Origin of the sequence: Pseudomonas sp. FP215 (genome assembly GCF_030687795.1) — a bacterium.
Taxonomy (GTDB): Bacteria; Pseudomonadota; Gammaproteobacteria; order Pseudomonadales; family Pseudomonadaceae; genus Aquipseudomonas; species Aquipseudomonas salmasensis.
In genome coordinates, this window is record NZ_CP117447.1 from 4,271,035 (window position 1) to 4,290,336 (window position 19,302).

The window sequence follows — 19,302 nt, forward strand, 5'->3', positions numbered from 1 at the left end:
CGAGCAAGCTCGCTCCTACAGGGGGTCAGAGTTGTTCCAGGGCCATGTTGAGGGCCAGGACGTTTACTACGGGCGGGCCAACCAACGGGCTTTCGATGTGCTCATCCAGCAACCGCTGCAAGGTCGACACCGGCACATTTCGCGCCGCCGCTACTCGCGCCAGTTGATAGGCAATCGCCTGCGGTGGCAAGTGTGGATCAAGGCCGCTGCCGGAGGTGGTCAGCGAGGCCAGTGGCACCGGGCCCTGGCCCGGCACTGACTGCTTGCTGGCATCCTCGACTATGCGGGTCGCCAAGGCCGGATTGCTCGGGCCCCGGTTACTGGCACTGCTGGACACGGTGGCAAAAGCACCGGCGGACGGGCGTGGGTGAAACCAGCGGTCGCCGGTAAAGTCCTGGGCGATCAGGCTGGAGCCGCGCACCTTGCCGCTGGCGTCGTGCACCAGGCTGCCATTGGCTTGGTCGGGGAAGGCCACTTGCGCCACGCCAGTGACTACCAACGGGTAGGCCACGCCGGTGATCAGGGTCATGAGTACCAGCAAGCTCAGGGCTGGGCGGATGATGTTGGACATTTCAGACTCCTCAATTCAGTGGTGCGGTGGGACGCGGAGCGTCCGGGGCGGCGGCGTTCCCACGCAGAGCGTGGGAACGATCAGCGGCCAGGTCAAACCAGGTGCAGCGCGGTCAGCAGCATGTCGATGGCCTTGATCCCCACGAACGGCACCAACAGCCCGCCCACCCCGTAGATCAGCAGATTGCGCCGCAACAACGCCGCCGCACTCGCGGCCTGCACGCGCACGCCGCGCAGGGCCAGTGGGATCAGCACCACGATAATCAGCGCGTTGAACACGATGGCCGAGAGGATCGCGCTCTGCGGGCTCTGCAAGTGCATGATGTTGAGCACGCCCAGTTGCGGGTAGATCGAGGCGAACAGCGCTGGCAGGATCGCGAAGTACTTGGCCACGTCGTTGGCGATGGAAAAGGTCGTCAGCGCGCCGCGAGTCACCAGCAACTCCTTGCCGATCTGCACCACGTCCAGCAGCTTGGTCGGGTCGCTGTCGAGGTCGACCATGTTGGCGGCTTCGCGCGCGGCCTGGGTACCGTCGTTCATCGCCATGCCGACGTCAGCCTGGGCCAGAGCCGGAGCGTCGTTGGCGCCGTCGCCACACATGGCGACCAGTCGACCATCGTTCTGCTCATGACGAATACGCGCGAGTTTCTTCTCTGGCGTGGCTTCGGCCAGCACGTCGTCCACACCCGCCTCAGCGGCAATCGCGGCGGCGGTCAGTGGGTTGTCGCCAGTGACCATCACGGTGCGAATCCCCAGCTTGCGCAACTCGGCAAAACGCTCGCGAATGCCGGGTTTGACCACGTCCTTGAGATGGATCGCCCCCAGCAACTTGCCATCGGCGCACACCAGCAAGGGCGTGCCGCCGCTTTGGGCGATCTTGTCGATTTCCCGCGACAGCGCAGGCAGCAGGTCGCTGCGTTGCTGGCCGATAAACGCCAGCAGCGAGTCCACCGCGCCTTTGCGGAACACCCGGCCCTGGTAGTCGACACCGGACAAACGGGTCTCGGCGCTGAAAGGCACGGCGGTCAACGCCTCCAGGCTCGGCTCGGCCTGCGGGTGCAAGGCGCGCAGGTATTCAACGATGGACTTGCCTTCCGCCGTGTCATCGGCCAGCGACGCCAGCAGCGCGCCTTCGGCCAATTCGCGGCCACTGACGCCAGGCGCCGCGACCACGGCCGAGCAACGACGGTTGCCGAAGGTGATGGTGCCGGTCTTGTCCAGCAACAGCACATGCACGTCCCCCGCCGCTTCCACGGCGCGGCCAGACTTGGCGATCACATTGAGGCGCACCAGGCGGTCCATGCCGGCAATGCCGATGGCCGACAACAAGCCACCAATGGTGGTAGGAATCAGCGTCACCAGCAGTGCCACCAGAAACACCAAAGGCAAGCTGCCATTGGCGAAGTGGGCGAACGGCTGCAGGGTCACCACCACCAGCAGGAAGATCAGGGTCAGGCCGATCAGCAGGATATCCAGCGCGACTTCGTTGGGGGTCTTCTGGCGCTTGGCGCCCTCCACCAGGGCGATCATGCGGTCCAGGGTCGACTCGCCCGGGTTGGCGGTGATGCGGATGAGCAGCCAGTCCGATACCAACCGCGTGTTGCCGGTAACCGCTGAACGGTCGCCGCCAGACTCGCGGATCACCGGGGCGGATTCGCCAGTGATCGCTGCTTCGTTGACCGCCGCAATCCCTTCGACGACCTCGCCGTCACCGGGGATCATTTCCCCGGCGGCCACACGCACCACATCACCCTTGCGCAGGCTGGTGGCCGGTATCATTTTGAAGCTGCCATCGGCCTCCTGGCGACGCGCGCTCAAGCCTTCGCTGCCGGCCTTGAGGCTATCGGCACGGGCCTTGCCACGTCCCTCGGCCAAGGCTTCGGCGAAGTTGGCGAACAGCACGGTGAACCACAGCCACACGGCGATTTGCACGGCGACAAACGTTGGAACGGTGGTATCGGGCACAAAGCACAGCACGGTGGTAAGGATGGCGGTCAATTCGACCACCAGCATCACCGGCGAGCGTTGCAGTTGGCGTGGGTCCAGCTTGACGAAGGCCTGGACCAGCGCCGGGCGCCACAGCGCAGAGATTGCGGTTTTGGCAGGCTCCTGGGTTTTGACCGGGGCCGCGTTTTTTGCAGGCATATTCATTTTCATATCCCTTAACTAGAAGCCCATGCTCAGGTGTTCAGCGATGGGGCCCAACGCCAGTGTCGGCAGGAAGGTCAGGCCGCCCACCAGCAAAACGGTCACGGTCAACAGGGTCACGAACAGCGCGCCATGGGTGGGGAAACTGTTCTGGCCAATCGGTGCGGCCTTCTTCATCGCCAGGCTGCCGGCCAGGGCCAGCACCGGGAGGATGTAGCCGAAACGGCCGATCAGCATGCCCAGGCCGAGCATCAGGTTATGAAACGGGGTGTTGGCGCCGAGGCCAGCAAACGCCGAACCGTTGTTGGCACTGGCCGAGGTATACGCGTAGAGCAACTGGCTGAACCCATGGGGGCCAGGGTTACTGATGGCGCCCGCCGGGCCGGGCAGGCTGGCAGCGATGGCACTCAACACCAATACGCCGACCGGCATCACCAGCAGGGTCACCACCAGCAATTGCACTTCCTTGGCTTGCAGCTTCTTGCCCAGGTACTCCGGGGTACGGCCGATCATCAAGCCGGCGAGGAACACTGCGATCAACACGTTGAGCAACATGCCGTACATGCCGGCACCGACACCGCCGAAGATCACTTCGCCGACCATCATGTTGACCAATGCCACCATCCCGCTCAGGGGGCTGAGGCTGTCCTGCATGCCATTGACCGAGCCGTTGGAGGCCGCGGTGGTGGTCACCGACCACAGCACAGTGCCGGTGGTGCCAAAGCGTGTTTCCTTGCCTTCCAACGGTGCGGTTTGCTCCACCGCCGGGTTGTTCAAGGTTGGGTTGGGCTGGTATTCGGACCACAGCGACGTCGCGCCGCCGATCAGGAACAGCGCCAGCATGCACGCGAGGATCGCCCGGCTCTGGCGCAGGTCCTTGACGTAATGGCCGAAGGTAAATACCAACGCCACCGGGATCAGAATGATCGAGGCCACTTCAAACAGGTTGGCCCAGGCCGTCGGGTCTTCAAACGGATGCGCCGAGTTCACGCCGAAGAAGCCACCGCCGTTGGTGCCCAGTTGCTTGATCGCAATCTGGCTGGCAGCCGGCCCCAGGGGAATCACCTGGTCCACGCCCTGCAGGGTGACGGCATCCACATAGTGGGCGAAGGTTTGCGGCACGCCCTGCCATACCAAAAACAGCGCGAGCACCAGGCACAACGGCAGCAGGCCGTAGAGGGTGGCGCGGGTCATGTCGACCCAGAAGTTGCCCAGGGTCTGGGCAGATTTGCGCCCTATCCCACGGCATAACGCGACCAGGACCGCGAGACCGGTCGCCGCACTGACGAAGTTCTGCACCGTGAGGCCGGCCATCTGGCTCAGGTAACTCAAGGACGCCTCGCCGCTGTAGTTCTGCCAGTTGGTATTGGTCATGAAACTGACGGCGGTGTTGAACGCCAGGGTCCATTCCTGGCCGGGCAATTTCTGCGGGTTCAATGGCAGGGAGCCCTGGAATAGCAGGATCGAGAACAACAGCAAGAAGCCCGCCAGGTTGAACGCGAGCAAGGCCAGCATGTATTTCTGCCAGCTCTGTTCCTGCTGCGCATCCACGCCCGAGAGGCGGTAACAGGTCTTTTCAACAGGCCCCAATACGGGCGTAAGCCAGGTGCGCTGGCCTTCCATCACCTTGTAGTAGAACCGCCCCAGAAACGGTGCCGGCACCAGTACCACGGCGAAGAAGGCGATGATCAGCCAATAGTCATAACTGTGCATAGCCCGCTCCTAGTTCCGATCCGCGCGTAACAGCGCAACCAGCAGATAAATGAACAGCGCCACGGCCAATAGCAGTGACACCCCGTCCAGAACGCTCATGGAAGTCTCCCCTTCGTGCGGCGATTGCCGCGTGTGGGGGCATTGTCCGCAGGAGCGGTGTAAAGGAACGAGAGCGAGGTATTGGGTGGGGCGTAAAGATGGCGTAAAGAGTGGGTTTATGCGGGGTTTACAGGGAGATGTGCAGTGGCTGGGAGGGCCTCATCGCGGTATAGGTATCTACACAACTTTGGTGTGACGCTGGACTGGTGGCGAGGGAGCTTGCTCCCGTGGCGGACTGACGGCCGGCGCCTATCTCCCTGACGCCCCAGGATCCAAATGTGGGAGCTGGCTTGCCTGCGAAGACGGCCTGACAGTCAACACAGTTGGATGGTGTACATATCCATCCCTGCGGTAACGGCCACCTAGGGTTCCGCTCTGACAGCGGCTCACTTTTGAAAAGAGCCCAAAAGTAAGCAAAAGGCTCTTGCCCCACCACTCGGCACCTCGCTTAGGCTCGGTGTGCCCGTAATCCGCCAGTGATTTGGGGGGCCGCCGCCACGCGCCATCCATGGCGCGGGGCGGCTAAACCGGCATCCCTGCCGGTTTACCCCCGAAATCCCTGTCGAATTCCGGCCAGCGTGGTTTAACGGGGCGCTTAAGATCAAGATCACAAGCAGATCAAGATCAAGAGCGGCTCGCTTCGCATCGTGGTTACCGTTGAGCGCTACAGAGTTGTGTAGATACCTATGCTCATCGCGGGCAAGCCCGGCTCCCACATTCGACTGCATTCTTTCAGTTAACACTCGGTCAAGTGTGGGAGCGGGCTTGCCCGCGAAAGCGCCCGCCAAGTCACCACCGCACTTATGTGGTGCAACTCATGCCACATTCAAACGCCAAACCGTCCCCCCGGCGACATAGGCACTGCTTTACGACACAGTTCTGAGGCTTGGCATAGCCACTGCAACACCTTGAATCATTCCAAACGGTTCAGGGAGCGCAGCACAATGAACACACAACTCAAGCCCACCTTGGGCACCTTGCATCTCTGGGGCATCGCCGTGGGGCTGGTGATCTCCGGCGAATATTTCGGCTGGAGCTATGGCTGGGGCGTCGCCGGAACCTTGGGCTTTCTGGTGACCTCGCTGCTGGTCGCCGCGATGTACACCTGCTTTATCTTCAGCTTCACCGAGCTGACCACCGCGATTCCCCATGCCGGAGGCCCCTTTGCCTACAGCCGTCGCGCCTTTGGTGAAAAAGGCGGCTTGATTGCCGGCCTGGCCACCTTGATCGAATTCGTCTTCGCCCCGCCCGCGATTGCCTTGGCCATTGGCGCGTACCTGAACGTGCAGTTCCCGGCACTCGACCCCAAGCACGCCGCCGTTGGCGCCTACGTCGTGTTCATGGGCCTGAACATCCTCGGGGTGAAACTCGCCGCCACCTTTGAGTTGGTAGTCTGCGTGCTCGCCGTCGCCGAACTGCTGGTGTTCATGGGCGTAGTCGCCCCGGCCTTCAGCTTCAGCCACTTCGCCCTCAACGGCTGGGCCGGTTCTGACACCTTCGGCGCCCCGGCGATTGCCGGGATGTTCGCCGCCATCCCCTTCGCCATCTGGTTCTTCCTCGCCATCGAAGGCGCCGCCATGGCCGCCGAAGAAGCCAAGGACCCCAAACGCACGATTCCAAAAGCCTACATCAGCGGCATCCTCACCCTGGTGATCCTGGCCATGGGCGTGATGTTCTTCGCTGGCGGCGTAGGCGACTGGCGCACCCTGTCGAACATCAACGACCCATTGCCACAAGCGATGAAAACCGTGGTGGGCGACAGCTCCGGCTGGTTGCACATGCTGGTATGGATTGGCCTATTCGGCCTGGTGGCGAGCTTCCACGGCATCATCCTCGGCTACTCGCGCCAGTTCTTCGCCCTGGCCCGTGCCGGTTACCTGCCGTCCTTCCTGGCCAAACTCTCACGCTTCCAGACGCCGCACCGGGCCATCCTCGCCGGCGGCGTGGTGGGCATCGCCGCCATCTACAGCGACGGCCTGATCAACCTGGGCGGCATGACCCTGACCGCCGCGATGATCACCATGGCGGTGTTCGGCGCCATCGTCATGTACATCATGAGCATGCTCAGCCTGTTCAAACTGCGTAAGACCGAGCCGCTACTGGAGCGCACCTTCCGCGCACCGGGCTACCCCATCGTGCCGGGTATTGCGCTGGCGCTAGCGGTGGTATGCCTGGTGGCGATGGCCTGGTTCAATGCCTTGATCGGGCTGATCTTCCTGGGCTTTATGGCGGTGGGCTTTATCTACTTCCAGATGACCGCACAAGACCGCATCGATGCGCCGGCGGATGCAATGTTGACCGGACAGTAGCGCCTATGAGGCAGAACGGGCCTACACTGAACTACTCAGAAAGCCCGTGACTCAAAGCAGTCATTACCGTGGGAAGCTTTCTCACGGACATCTGCCTCAAGGAGAGCCTTATGCCGTGGTATGCGTGGTTGATTATGGTAGTCGCGATCGGGTCGATCGTCGGAGGGCTGATGATGCTGCGCGACAGCGCCAACAAAGTCGAACTCACCGACGAACAACGCAAACGCGTGGCCGAGCGCAATGCGCAGGCGGATGCCAAGGATGCCCAAGACAGATAAACCGCTCGTAACCCCGTGGTGAGGGAGCTTGCTCCCGCTGGGCTGCGAAGCAGCCCCCCCCTACTCCCAATCCGCCTTGGCAATATGCAACCCATGTTGCCCCTTATAGGCCGCACGCTCCGGTTGGCTCCAGCCACTGAGCAACTCATCCTCCAGCCTATAGATCTCAACCCCCAACGGCCGACACACCGTCAACGGGTCCTGCGCCTCCGGCCCCCACATCGGCAACGACAAATCCCCGCCTGGGCACGTCGACAACGCACACAGCAAATCAATCTCGGCAAAGAACTCCAGGTAATCGCCCTTCTGCGCCGGACAGGCCTTCATAAAGTACATGTCATCGTGATTGAGCCCGGTGCACTGGAAAATATTCAACACGTCATGCACATCGAACTCCGTCAGCCCATGGGGCAATACCGCACGGGTCAGGTTCGAGTGGCAATGGTGATGAAAGTCCTCCCCGGTCAACATACGGTTCACATAGGGGTCGCATCGCGTGCCCAACAAATCGTGCAAACGCCCACCGTGCTCATCAATGCCGTAGCTGGCCAGGCTGTCATCGGTGATCGTGACCAAGGGCCGTAGAAAAGGCAGGTTCGACCACAACCGATCATGGGTGCTGACATGGGCGCCTTGAAGCTGCCGGGTGCGCGCGGCCCACAAACGTTCGCGTGGGTCGTTAGCGTTCCAGACATTGAAATCCCCCACCTGCGGACCCACCGGCGTGGTCACACGAAACACATGCCCCGCCGGCACCTTCCACGCCCTCCCCGTTCGAATCGGCACCTCGAACTGTTCGATCAACGTGCGCTGGGTTTTCTGATCACGAATGCGCTCATAGAACGCCGTATCCACCTGCAACGCCGAACCTTTGCTGACCTGGTACGCGGCGGGATAGTCTTTGTACATGGGGCAATCCTCCATCAAGGTTGATCAAACAAAGCGAGAGAAAGGTGTTCCGAGTCATCCAGGTACAGACTCATCGCCTCGCTGGCGGCCTGGGTTTGGTTGCGGGTTAGCAATGTGTATATCTCATGGTCACGCTCCAGCCAGGGTGATTGGAAACGTTGCTCGTCAGGCGCGGCGCAGAACGCCAGGCGCAACTGGGCAATCACCTGGGCGAAGAACTCGTCGAACAACGAGCTGCCCATCAACGCGACGATCTGTTGGTGAAACATCAGACTGTGGGTGGCCACGGCTCGCCAATCTTCGCGCTCCCGGGCCAGGGTGGTGGCGTCGATGGCGTTTTGCATAAGCCTCGATTGAGCTTCCGTCAGCGGGCCGCTTTGGGCTATGGCCTGCAATTCCAGGGTGCGACGGACGACGAAGAGGTCGCGCACTTCTGCTCGCTCCAATCGCCGTACCATCACGCCCTTATTGCGGACATAGCGGGTAAGGCCCTCCTGGCCGAGACGATGCAGCGCCTCGCGGATGGTATTGCGTGAGGCGTTGTAGGCTTTGACCAGGTCGGCCTCGATCAGCGGCATGCCAGGTAACAGCCGGCCGCCGATGATGTCGGCGCGTAGTTCCAGGGCGATTTGGTCGGCTAAAGATAAAGTGAGTGGCATTGTTACCTCGAGATTGTTGAACAATCACTGAGGAAGAGGTAATCACGTTTCGTGCCAATGCTGCGTCAGTGAGGAATTCGCAAGGTCCGTTAGTTAAAGGAAAGGCCGGTGTATGACCGGCCCTCCGCGCTGTTTTCAGATCCTCAATTAATAACCAGCCTGTCGCGATTCTTTTCCAGCAATGCCTTGCCGATGCCTTTCACTTCCAGTAACTCATCCACCGCCGTGAACGGGCCGTTGCTTTCGCGATAGGCGATGATTGCCTTCGCCTTGGAAGCGCCGATACCGAAGAGATCGCGACGCAGGGTTTCGGCGTCGGCGGCGTTGAGGTTGACCTTGGTGGATTGCTCGGTCTTGGTCATTTGGGTGGAGATCGGGGTTGGGGGTTCCGGCTTGATGGGCGGCGCAGCGGTGGTGGCGACGGAGAGGCTGGTGAGGAAGGCGAAGATGAGGGAGGAAATGTAGAGGTTTTGCATTGGTGACGCTCCATGACATCGGTAAGAGAAAAGCAGCTTTTCCGAAGCTGCTTTTCTACGTTAGGCGATGGGTGGAGGGTGTCAAAAATGGGTGAGTAACAGAGTGTTAACTCACGGTTCCTAGCACCTCATGCAAGCGGGAATCTGTACCGCTCGCTAAATGCGCCTGACACTCACTGCAACGATGCCCAAACAGTGCGCAACCGCGATTCACGAAGATAGTCGTAAATTCACAATGAAACCGCCCAACCGAGCGAGGCAGCTCCTAACCGCCATCACACACGTTCGGCCCAATAGCCATAAGTATCTGATACGGGACTTTTGGTAAAAAAAAAGCGATCATTGCCCTCCGCCCCAACGTGTTCACCCTACGAAATTGAGCATTTTATGGAGCGGTTATGACCAGCAAACGGAATTCGAAGGGCTCTCCATCGACCTTGCTAACCAGCACCCGCTCTACCAACTAAGCGAGACTTATTTAATGGAAGCCGATAAACGCATCGCGGTTGTCATCCCTAGCTACAGGGTCAAGAAACACATACTTGAAGTGATTTCCGGGATAGGAAATGAGGTAGAAAGAATCTACGTCGTAGATGATCTATGTCCTGAGCAATCAGGAGACTTTGTGGAGGCGCACTGTGATGATCCTCGCGTCAGAATAATTCGCCATGAGGTAAACCAGGGTGTGGGTGGTGCAGTTATGTCTGGTTACAGAGCTGCCATTGAAGAAGGCGTTGATATCATCGTCAAAGTGGACGGTGATGGGCAAATGGACCCTAGTCTAATTCCATATTTCGTTGAGCCAATCATCTCAGGTAACGCTGACTACACGAAGGGTAACCGATTTTTCGATTTGGAAAGCGTCCGAGCGATGCCAAGAATTCGACTCTTTGGCAATGCTGTGCTTTCTTTCATGACAAAAATGTCGTCTGGCTACTGGGATTTATTCGACCCAACCAATGGCTATACCGCTATACATGCCGACGTAGCCAAACATCTTCCATTTGAAAAAATCAGTAAGCGGTACTTTTTCGAGACTGACATACTATTCAGATTAAATACTGTCCGTGCAGTAGTCGTAGATATGCCAATGGAAGCAAAATACGAGGACGAGGAATCAAACCTCAAAATCTCAAAGATAGTGGGTGAGTTCTTCGTAAAACACGTTAGAAACTTTGGCAAGAGAATTTTCTACAACTATTACTTACGCGATATGTCGCTGGCTTCGCTTGAGCTACCTATCGGCCTTCTATTGATATTGTTTGGCCTTTCGTACGGCATCTCTGGATGGATTGAATCCATACAGCAAGGAACGCCAGCTACAGCAGGTAAGGTAATGATTTCATCGCTCCCTCTTATACTCGGAGTACAGTTATTGCTTGCATTTATCGGATATGATATTGCATCAATACCTAAACGACCATTTCACAAGAAAAGGAGCTTGAAGTGACTTATCTGTTAGCTATAGTCTGTGTAATTGGAATTGCCGCCGGCCAGATCTTATTCAAGATGAGTTCATCATCTCTTAGTAAGTCGGGATCATGGTTTGATATGCAAACTCTGACAGTTCTTTTCTCTGCGTTCGCACTATATGGACTGACAACTATTCTATGGGTCTACGTATTGCAGCGAGCGGACCTTGGAAAGATATATCCCCTCATGGCTTTGGCATTTGTAATAGTCCCGATTGGTAGCCATTTCGTTTTCGGCGAACGCTTTCAGCCACAATATATGGTTGGCGTCGCGCTTATAATTGTGGGCATTGTAGTTACTGTAAAAGCTTAAGGACGTTTAGATCATGATGGAGAATACAATAACCATGACGGGTTCACCTCAAACCACGATGAAGCGGCACGTGCCATGGGCACCGCTAACCGCCGCACTCTTCATAACGTGTTTTATTTTATCAATGCTAATACCCCCTCTTCAGTCGCCCGACGAGGGAGCGCATCTGGAAAGAATTTACCTGCTTGGCAAAGGGCAATTAATGCTCGAAACACCCGAGGGTAGCTCCTCGGGGGGGATGATTGATTCAGGCCTGCGTGCCTACTTGCAAGCTTACAGCAAATTTATTTCCAGACCTGATACCAAAATGTCACAAGTGGAGATAGATGAGGCTAACAATTTGCGATGGACTGGACATAAAGAATTCGACGCTCCGTCAGGAACAGGATATTACTTCCCCTTGATTTATACGCCGCAGGCGATAGGGTTAGCCGCTGGAGAGGCATTCGGGTTCACTGTCGATACATCCTATAGAATGGCAAGGTTCTTCGTGCTTGTCAGCACAGCATTAGTGCTGGCATGGGCATTTTTAATTCATCGCCCACCAATCATAGCTGTAGCGCTTTTGGTGCTGCCAATGAGCCTATTTCAATTTTCCACAGCGACAATAGATGGAATATCCACAGCAATATTTATACTTGCCATTTCGTGTTTTTCACGAATAACAATAGACCGACAGAGATCAAAGAAATATTTAAGCTACACTTTGATATTTTGCGTATTAATAGTAACGTCAAGTCGAGCGCATGCATTGCCACTTTTCGCTTTAATATTTGCATCTTACTTCTATACACGAGATAGAAAAGCTCTTGCGGCAAGCTTGGCTTGTTTGGTATTCGTGATATCTTGGATGTTAGTTTCGATAAAGCTAACTACCAACATTACGTTCCAGGGAGCGCCATCTGCGGCTACAATAGCTGCCTACTACATAAAGGACCCTATAGCGCTCGCCCGAGTAATATTCCACACAATTATGGATGACACGCTCCGAACGTTTTATTTGCAATCCTTTGTGGGTATTCTAGGTTGGCTTGATACCAAGTTTTCATTAACAATATACGAAACTATATATACCCTGATAATTATAATTCTCGCGCTATCCATTCTGACAGCCAGGGTAAAGAACGTAGGCATTTACATAGCGCTTTTGATTGCGTGTGGCATTGCATCTATTGGATTAACCTTTGTAGCGCTTCTAATACAGTGGAACGCATTACAACATCCAGCTACGCTAATCCAGGGGGTGCAAGGTAGGTATCTACTCATACCGGCACTTTTATTCGCATATTCAATAGGAAACGACCAAAACAAAAAATACGTCGTAATCCGATATTTAAACGCAGGAATGCTAGCCATCCTATTCCTCTTTTCAACGTACGTTACTAGCTCGCTTTTAATATCCAGATATTTCATTGGGGCCGAGCAACAACCAGTCATTCCAGCAAAAATTACACCCAGCGCGCAATTGTCGACAGCCGATCCAATAATTTTACGCTTCGACACACAGCACCTGAAAAGCGACGCAGTCCTACGTTCTGTTAGCGTTCTGTTTGCAACACACGTACGCAAAAACAAAGGGGCAGCCAAGGTCACATTCACAACGAAGGATGGTAAGGAGACAGGCTTAGATTTAGACGTTTCGTCTCTAGAAGACAATCAATACAGGACCTTCAAGCTTGATAATCAACCTTATTCCTCCGGGAGGATTCGCGCTGAATCTGGTGGAGGGGTGAGTGTTTGGCAGACTGAGCTTGAGTCGGGCGAAATCGTAACTTGCATGATTTATGAGTTTTCCAGTGGAGCCAAACAATACACTAAGGGATGTCCGCGATCATAGTCACCCGCTCATTCGGGACTGAGCCCTGAATTAGGGTGGACGGCAACCATCATCGGTTGCCGTCTGCGACATCGGCTATTTTGCTAGATCCTGCGTCATGACTCTACCGTTTGCAACTCAAACACCGCCGACGCAAATCCCATGTCGCCGCAGATGTCAGCGGGGTTGATGGTGTAGGTGTCCGCAGGGGCAATGGTCTGCAGCTGTATATCTAGTTTCACCAATCCGGTTCCAAGCTGGGCGACAGGTATTGTTGCCACCGGAGTACCGTTAATGGTAACTATCGCATTCCCTGTGCTTGCAGTTTTTGTTGATCCTTGTAGATTCAGGACCAGCCCGAACACGGAGGACAAACCTTTCGTGGAAAACAATCGTAACCGCTCAACGAACCCCACATTCGAAGCGGCCAGATGATCCCGGATGCTGTGCTCCCGATTCCCTGTGGAGCCAGCAACTCATGGTGCCCGACGCAAAAGTCGAAAAAGTCTATCTCTACTCCAAGCCCGTGGACTTCCGAAAGTCCATTGATGGCCTGGCCGCGCTAGCCGAATTGGATATCAAGGTCGCCGTGTTCGACCCTGTGCTTTTCGTTTTCCTCAACAAGTCCCGAAACCGCGTGAAGATTTTGTATTGGGAACGCAACGGCTCCTGCCTTTGGCTCAAGCGCCTGGAGTCCGAGCGATTCAAAACATCGCCCGAAGCCACCGGCGAGGTCATTGTCCTGGCCGTCCAGGAACTGAACTGGTTATTGGACGGCTTTGATTTGTAGCCCAACCGTCCGCTTCAAGTTTTGACGCTTCGATATCTCGCCCGCGGCATGATTTCCATGCTCAAAGACCTTCCTGATGATCCTGTTTCAGGCAATTGCTTGAGCAAATGATCAGTGAGCGCGCGTCTGACAAAGGCAAGATTATTCATCTTGAAGAAGAGAACGCGCTGTTGCGCCAGAGATTGTTCAGGCGTAAGTCCGAGCAAACGACTGATCCGGTAATGCCGCAACTAGCGCTCTTGAATGAAGCAGAGAGCGTTGCAGAGCCTATCGATGATAGCCTGCGAAGAAGAAATTGTCGTGCCGAGCAAACGTCGCGGCAAACCTAAGTTGCTGCCCGCCGACCTGCCCCGAATCGAAGTCATCCATGAACTTCCCGAACATGAGCTGACGTGTGCCTGCGGCTGCCGTAAACACGGCATCGGCGAGGAGGTCAGCGAACAGCTTGAAATCGTTCCGATACAAATCCGCGTCATCAAGCATGTGCGCAAGGTCTATGGCTGCCGCGATTGTGAGTCGGCACCGGATGTGGGTGCAAACCGGCGGGCCGCCGAATCAGCCGGTGATCCTTTTTGACTACTCGACCAGCCGAGCGCAGGAGGTTCCGTCCCGCTTGCTCGCAGGTTATCGCGGCTACCTGATGACCGATGATTACGCCGGTTACAACGCGCAGGGTGTGCGGCCTGGTGTCGAACGTATGGGCCGTTGGGCACACGTTCGACGTAAGTTCGTCGAAGCGCAAAAGGTGCATCCTAAAGGCAAAACCGGGCGGGCGGATATCGCCCTGAACCTGATCAACAAGCTGTACGGTATCGAGCGAGATTTAAAAGAAGTCGGCGATGAACATCTCCACGAAAGCCGACGGCAAAACAGCCTGCCGGTGTTGGCGCAGTTACACACATGGCTGGAGAAAACCCAGCCACAAGTGACGGCGCAGAATGCACTGGGCAAAGCCAGCACCTGCCAGCAACTGGATCAAGTTGGTGCGCTACACCGAAGCCGGTTACTTGTCGATCGGCAACAATGCGGCAGTGCGTGCGATCAGATCCTTCGTTATCGGACGCAAGAAGTGTCTGTTCAGCGACACACCCAAAGGCGCGATGGCCAGCGCTCAACTTTACAGTTTGGTCGAGACGACGAAAGCCAACGGTCAAGAGCCCTATGCGTGGCTGCGCCACGCACTAGAGCATCTGCCGCAAGCCTCAAGCGTAGAAGACTTCAAGGCCTTGCTGCCGTGGAACTATTCACCGCAAATTCTAAGATAAGCATAGATCCCCTGTTGCCGCTAACCGAAAACTGACCCAGTAGAGGCTGTTCTACCGACTGAAAACTGACCCAGGTGTTCAACTGCTTCTGCTCACTTTTTGAGCAGGAGAACACAGGGTGATCAGCATGGAAATGTTGGGGAAAATCCGGCGGATGTACTTCCGCGACAAGCTCTCGCTGCATCAGATAGCCAAGCGTACCGGCTTACTAGAAACAGTCAGAGCGCCCGAAGCCACTCAACCGGCGTACCAACGGTGCGCAACCTTCAACAAACTCGGCCCTTTCCACGAGACGCTGGAACAGGCGCTCAAGGCCGATTCGTTCCGGCCAAAACACAACCGCAGGAGCGCCAAAGCGCTTTTCGAGCAGATCAAGGCCCAGGGTTACGACGGCGGCTACTGCCAGCTCACGGCGTTTGTACGCTCTTGGCGAGGTGAGCAAGGCAAGTCTTTACGCGCTTTTGTACCGCTGACTTTTGCGCTCGGCGAGGCGTTTCAATTTGACTGGAGCGAAGAGAGTCTGCTGATCGGTGGCCTGTTTCGACGTATCCAGGTCTCCCACATGAAGCTGTGCGCCAGTCGCGCATTCTGGTTGGTTGCGTACCCCAGCCAAGGCCACGAGATGCTGTTTGATGCCCATACCCGTTCGTTTGGAGCGTTGGGTGGCGTGCCACGTCGCGGCATCTACGACAACATGAAAACGGCTGTCGACAAGGTCAACAAAGGCAAAGGCCGCACGGTCAACGCCCGGTTTTCCGTGATGTGCGCGCACTATCTGTTCGATCCGGACTTCTGCAACGTGGCCTCTGGCTGGGAGAAAGGCATCGTCGAAAAGAACGTGCAGGACAGCCAGAGACGAATCTGGCTCGATGCTCAAAACTGCATGTTCCATACCTTCGAGGAGCTGAACGTCTGGCTCGGCCAACGCTGTCGTACGTTCTGGGCCGAACTTGTACATCCGCAGTACAACGGTTTGACGGTGGCAGAAGTCCTGGAGCTGGAGCAGGCTGAAATGACGCCGATGCCGACGGCCTTTGATGGCTACGTGGAACGCACCGTCCGTGTCTCTAGCACCTGCCTGATCAGCGTGGCGCGCAATCGTTATTCGGTGCCTTGCGAGCGTGTTGGTCAGTGGGTCAGCAGCCGTTTGTACCCTTCGCGGGTCGTGGTCATTGCCGACGAAACGGTGATCGCCAGCCATGAGCGCGTCTTTGATCGAGATCAGGTCAGTTTTGACTGGCAGCACTACATCCCACTCATCGAACGCAAGCCTGGTGCACTACGCAATGGCGCTCCATTTGCGGATCTGCCAAAACCGTTACAGCTTCTCAAACGCGGACTGAGGCGTCACACCAACGGTGATCGAATCATGATGCAGGTACTGGCTGCTGTGCCAATTGCGGGTCTCGAACCTGTGCTGGTGGCGGTGGAGCTGGTACTTGAATCGGGAAGTCTGAGCGCAGATCACATCCTCAATGTCCTTGCCCGCCTGACCTCCACCGCACCACCTCCCTGTGTAGAAACCAGCCTGCAACTCAAGGTCGCGCCTGTTGCCAATACGGCGCGCTACGACCGGCTCCGTACGACCGATGAGGAGAATCGCAATGCGTGACCTGATGACTGAACTCAAAGAACTGCGCCTGCACGGCATGGCCAGTGCTTGGGAAGAACTGATCTCTCAAGGAACAGCGTCGACGGCTTCATCGAAATGGCTGCTGGAACATCTGCTTCGGCAGGAACATGCGGATCGTGCGGTGCGCTCGGTGAATCATCAGATGAACATGGCAAAACTCCCCATGCACCGTGACTTAGCTGGCTTTGACTTCAGCGCTTCCAGCGCTGATGCGCGGCTGGTCAGCGATCTATCAAGCTTGGCGTTCACTGAAACCGCGCAGAATATCGTGTTCATCGGCGGCCCTGGAACCGGGAAAACACACCTGGCCAGTGCCTTGGCTGTATCCGGAATCACGGCCCACAACAAACGCGTGCGCTTCTTTTCCACGGTGGATCTGGTGAATCTTCTGGAACGTGAGAAGTACGATGGCAAGGCAGGGCGAATCGCCCAGGCACTGCTGCGCACAGACCTGGTGATACTGGATGAACTCGGATATTTGCCCTTCAGTCAAAGCGGTGGCGCCCTGTTATTTCACCTGCTGTCCAAACTGTACGAACACACCAGCGTGGTCATCACCACCAACCTGAGCTTCTCGGAATGGTCGAGTGTGTTTGGCGACGCCAAAATGACTACGGCTCTGCTGGATCGGCTGATACACCACTGCCATATCGTTGAAACGTAAGCGCTCCATGAACCCAACATTCAAAGCGCTTAGCTGATCCCGGATGCTGTGCTCCCGATTCTTTCTGAAGCTCGTTCGCCATGATGCGACCCGATGCAAAAGTCGAAAAAGTATATCTGTATCCCAAACCCGTCGACTTCCGAAAGTCCACCGACGGCTTGGCTGCGCTGGTCGAGTTGGACATTAAGGTCGCGGTTTTTGACCCCGTGCTTTTCGTCTTCCTCAACAAGCCCCGCAACCGAGTGAAGATTTTATATTGGGAGCGCAATGGCTTCTGCCTATGGCTCAAGCGCCTCGAATCCGAGCGCTTTAAAAAATCGCCCGATGCCAGCGACGAGGCGATAGTCCTGACCGTCCAGGAACTCAACTGGATGCTCGACGGTTTTGACCTCTGGCGTAACCGTCCCCATCAGGTTTTGACGCCACGATTCGTGGCCTGATTCGGTATAATCCAGGGCATGATTTCGATGCCCAAAGACCTTCCTGACGACCCTGCGCTGCTCAAGCAATTGCTAGAGCAGATGCTGATTGAGCGCGAGTCTAACAAGGGCCGCATCGTTCATCTTGAAGAAGAAAACGCGCTGCTGCGCCAGCGCCTGTTCGGACGTAAGTCCGAGCAGACAACCGATCTGGCAACGCCTCAGCTAGCCCTTTTCAACGAGGCGGAAAGCATCGCCGAGCCTGTCGGCGAAGACGTTGAAGAAGAGGTTATCGCTCCGGCCAAGCGTCGCGGCAAACGCAAGCCGCTGCCTGCCGACCTGCCACGTATCGAAGTCATCCACGAACTTCCCGAGCATGAACTGACGTGTGCCTGCGGCTGCCGCAAACACGTCATTGGCGAGGAAGTCAGCGAGCAGCTTGAAATCGTACCGATGCAGATCAGAGTGATCAAACACGTTCGTAAAGTTTACGGTTGCCGCGACTGCGAGACGGCCCCGGTCATTGCGGACAAGCCGGCTCAACTGATTGAAAAAAGCATGGCTAGCCCAAGTGTTCTGGCGATGCTGCTGACCACCAAATACGTGGACGGTTTGCCGCTCCACCGCTTTGAAAAAGTACTGGGCCGCCATGGCATCGATATTCCACGTCAGACCCTGGCTCGCTGGGTTATCCAATGCGGTGAGCACTTTCAGCCTTTGCTGAATTTAATGCGCGACAGCCTCTTGGCCAGTCGGGTCATCCACTGCGATGAAACACGCGTGCAGGTGTTGAAAGAGCCTGACCGGGAGCCAAGCAGTCAGTCCTGGATGTGGGTGCAAACCGGCGGCCCGCCAGACAAACCAGTGATCCTTTTTGACTACTCCACCAGCCGCTCGCAGGAGGTTACAACGCGCCTGCTCGATGGCTACTGCGGCTATCTCATGAGCGATGATTACGCCGGTTACAACGCGCTTGGCGCGCAGGACGGAGTCGAGCGTTTAGGGTGCTGGGCTCATGCACGCCGTAAGTTTGTCGAAGCGCAAAAAGTGCAACCCAAAGGCAAGACAGGCCGGGCGGATATAGCGCTGAAGCTGATCAGCAAGCTATACGGCATCGAGATCGCCTTCAAAGAGAGCAGCGATGAGGGGCGGAAAAATGGACGTCAGGATTTAAGTCTCAAGGTGATGAGTGAGCTGAAGGCCTGGATGGAAAAAACGCTCCCATACATGACCACGCAGAATGCACTGGGCAAGGCTGTGACCTATCTGGCAAACAACTGGAGCAAACTGGAACGGTACGTCGAACAAGGCTACCTGCCCATCGACAACAATACCGCCGAGCGCGCAATCCGGCCTTTCGTCATCGGAAGGAAGAACTGGTTGTTCAGCGCGATACGCCCAAAGGCGCGACGGCCAGTGCTCAACTTTACAGCCTGGTCGAGACCGCCAAAGCCAACGGTCAAGAGCCTTATGCGTGGCTGCGCCACGCACTGGAGCGCCTACCACAGGCATCCTCGCTCGAAGATTACGAAGCTCTGTTGCCGTGGAACAGCAAGCCCGGATCCCACAGCCCATTTTTGACTAGGTGGGGTTTATGGAGCGCTTACTTTTGATCCGCACCATAAACGCCCTGCTGCATGCGGTGGGGCTTGATGCGTCTTTAATCGGAACACTGCTGCTAAGCTTATCCACAATTGCTGGGACAGAAATCAGCAATCCGTCCTGGGTCAATTTTCAATCGGCTGGGTGGGTCAGTTTTCAATCAGCGC

Annotated in this window: 16 protein-coding genes and 3 pseudogenes; 11 read left to right on the top strand and 8 right to left on the bottom strand. The window is 56.5% G+C overall.

The annotated features are described in order from the left end of the window. Nucleotides 1-25 precede the first annotated feature (25 nt). The 4 genes from kdpC to kdpF form a co-directional block, all read right to left on the bottom strand. The gene (gene kdpC / locus PSH76_RS19250) at nucleotides 26-571 is read right to left on the bottom strand and encodes a potassium-transporting ATPase subunit KdpC (RefSeq protein ID WP_278918323.1); all 546 of its coding nucleotides are present in this window, start codon (nucleotides 569-571) and stop codon (nucleotides 26-28) included. 92 nt (nucleotides 572-663) lie between these two features. After that, nucleotides 664-2,721 carry a potassium-transporting ATPase subunit KdpB gene (gene kdpB, locus PSH76_RS19255; protein WP_305492738.1) on the bottom strand — a complete coding sequence of 686 codons (2,058 nt, stop codon included), beginning with the start codon at nucleotides 2,719-2,721 and terminating at the stop codon, nucleotides 664-666. Between the two features lie 15 nt (nucleotides 2,722-2,736). Then, nucleotides 2,737-4,431 carry a potassium-transporting ATPase subunit KdpA gene (gene kdpA / locus PSH76_RS19260; protein WP_305492739.1) on the bottom strand — a complete coding sequence of 565 codons (1,695 nt, stop codon included), beginning with the start codon at nucleotides 4,429-4,431 and terminating at the stop codon, nucleotides 2,737-2,739. 9 nt (nucleotides 4,432-4,440) lie between these two features. After that, complete coding sequence (gene kdpF, locus PSH76_RS19265) at nucleotides 4,441-4,530, bottom strand: K(+)-transporting ATPase subunit F (protein WP_003218754.1); 90 nt, start codon at nucleotides 4,528-4,530, stop codon at nucleotides 4,441-4,443. A gap of 944 nt (nucleotides 4,531-5,474) precedes the next feature. On the opposite strand from kdpF, the gene eat reads away from it, so the two are divergent. After that, on the top strand, nucleotides 5,475-6,839 hold the full coding sequence (eat, locus tag PSH76_RS19270) for an ethanolamine permease (protein WP_305492740.1): 1,365 nt from the start codon (nucleotides 5,475-5,477) through the stop codon (nucleotides 6,837-6,839). 110 nt (nucleotides 6,840-6,949) lie between these two features. Then, nucleotides 6,950-7,117 carry a DUF2897 family protein gene (locus PSH76_RS19275; protein ID WP_003172675.1) on the top strand — a complete coding sequence of 56 codons (168 nt, stop codon included), beginning with the start codon at nucleotides 6,950-6,952 and terminating at the stop codon, nucleotides 7,115-7,117. A gap of 60 nt (nucleotides 7,118-7,177) precedes the next feature. Here the strand turns inward: PSH76_RS19275 and PSH76_RS19280 are convergent, their stop codons facing one another. The 3 genes from PSH76_RS19280 to PSH76_RS19290 all read right to left on the bottom strand — a co-directional run bounded on the left by PSH76_RS19280 (nucleotide 7,178) and on the right by PSH76_RS19290 (nucleotide 9,161). Further along, nucleotides 7,178-8,026 (bottom strand): DUF1989 domain-containing protein, encoded by an 849-nt coding sequence (locus PSH76_RS19280; protein WP_105226230.1) that lies wholly within the window; start codon nucleotides 8,024-8,026, stop codon nucleotides 7,178-7,180. A gap of 14 nt (nucleotides 8,027-8,040) precedes the next feature. Beyond that, nucleotides 8,041-8,685 (bottom strand): GntR family transcriptional regulator, encoded by a 645-nt coding sequence (locus PSH76_RS19285; RefSeq protein ID WP_278917932.1) that lies wholly within the window; start codon nucleotides 8,683-8,685, stop codon nucleotides 8,041-8,043. Between the two features lie 143 nt (nucleotides 8,686-8,828). Next, a complete protein-coding gene (locus PSH76_RS19290; RefSeq protein ID WP_278917931.1) occupies nucleotides 8,829-9,161 on the bottom strand; it encodes a ComEA family DNA-binding protein in 333 nt (110 codons plus the stop codon). A 481-nt stretch (nucleotides 9,162-9,642) separates the two neighbouring features. Between PSH76_RS19290 and PSH76_RS19295 the strand changes: the two genes are divergently transcribed. Genes PSH76_RS19295 through PSH76_RS19305 form a run of 3 tightly spaced genes read left to right on the top strand, consistent with a single transcriptional unit; the run spans nucleotide 9,643 to nucleotide 12,783 of the window. Then, a complete protein-coding gene (locus PSH76_RS19295) occupies nucleotides 9,643-10,611 on the top strand; it encodes a glycosyltransferase family 2 protein (RefSeq protein ID WP_278917930.1) in 969 nt (322 codons plus the stop codon). A 59-nt stretch (nucleotides 10,612-10,670) separates the two neighbouring features. Continuing rightward, nucleotides 10,671-10,946 carry an EamA family transporter gene (locus tag PSH76_RS19300; protein ID WP_305494476.1) on the top strand — a complete coding sequence of 92 codons (276 nt, stop codon included), beginning with the start codon at nucleotides 10,671-10,673 and terminating at the stop codon, nucleotides 10,944-10,946. Between the two features lie 13 nt (nucleotides 10,947-10,959). After that, complete coding sequence (locus PSH76_RS19305; protein WP_278917929.1) at nucleotides 10,960-12,783, top strand: DUF2142 domain-containing protein; 1,824 nt, start codon at nucleotides 10,960-10,962, stop codon at nucleotides 12,781-12,783. Nucleotides 12,784-12,878: 95 nt separating this feature from the next. Here PSH76_RS19305 and PSH76_RS19310 read toward each other — a convergent pair whose 3' ends face one another. Beyond that, complete coding sequence (locus tag PSH76_RS19310) at nucleotides 12,879-13,127, bottom strand: hypothetical protein (protein ID WP_305492741.1); 249 nt, start codon at nucleotides 13,125-13,127, stop codon at nucleotides 12,879-12,881. 113 nt (nucleotides 13,128-13,240) lie between these two features. Here PSH76_RS19310 and tnpB (PSH76_RS19315) point away from each other — a divergent pair, with 113 nt between their 5' ends. From tnpB (PSH76_RS19315) to PSH76_RS19340, 6 genes and pseudogenes are all read left to right on the top strand, one after another. Further along, on the top strand, nucleotides 13,241-13,552 hold the full coding sequence (gene tnpB / locus PSH76_RS19315) for an IS66 family insertion sequence element accessory protein TnpB (protein WP_305492742.1): 312 nt from the start codon (nucleotides 13,241-13,243) through the stop codon (nucleotides 13,550-13,552). Between the two features lie 48 nt (nucleotides 13,553-13,600). Beyond that, nucleotides 13,601-14,817 (top strand): annotated as a pseudogene (locus PSH76_RS19320) (IS66 family transposase). Nucleotides 14,818-14,944: 127 nt separating this feature from the next. Further along, the gene (istA, locus tag PSH76_RS19325; RefSeq protein ID WP_305494477.1) at nucleotides 14,945-16,429 is read left to right on the top strand and encodes an IS21 family transposase; all 1,485 of its coding nucleotides are present in this window, start codon (nucleotides 14,945-14,947) and stop codon (nucleotides 16,427-16,429) included. Then, nucleotides 16,422-17,111, top strand: a pseudogene (gene istB, locus PSH76_RS19330) (IS21-like element ISPsy20 family helper ATPase IstB); the annotation flags it as partial. The gene istA and the pseudogene istB, both read left to right, overlap by 8 nt. Before the next feature lie 83 nt (nucleotides 17,112-17,194). After that, nucleotides 17,195-17,554: an IS66 family insertion sequence element accessory protein TnpB gene (tnpB, locus tag PSH76_RS19335; protein WP_278918364.1), complete on the top strand. Its 360-nt coding sequence runs from the start codon at nucleotides 17,195-17,197 to the stop codon at nucleotides 17,552-17,554. A gap of 18 nt (nucleotides 17,555-17,572) precedes the next feature. Next, a pseudogene (locus tag PSH76_RS19340) lies at nucleotides 17,573-19,146 on the top strand (IS66 family transposase). Nucleotides 19,147-19,302: the final 156 nt, after the last annotated feature.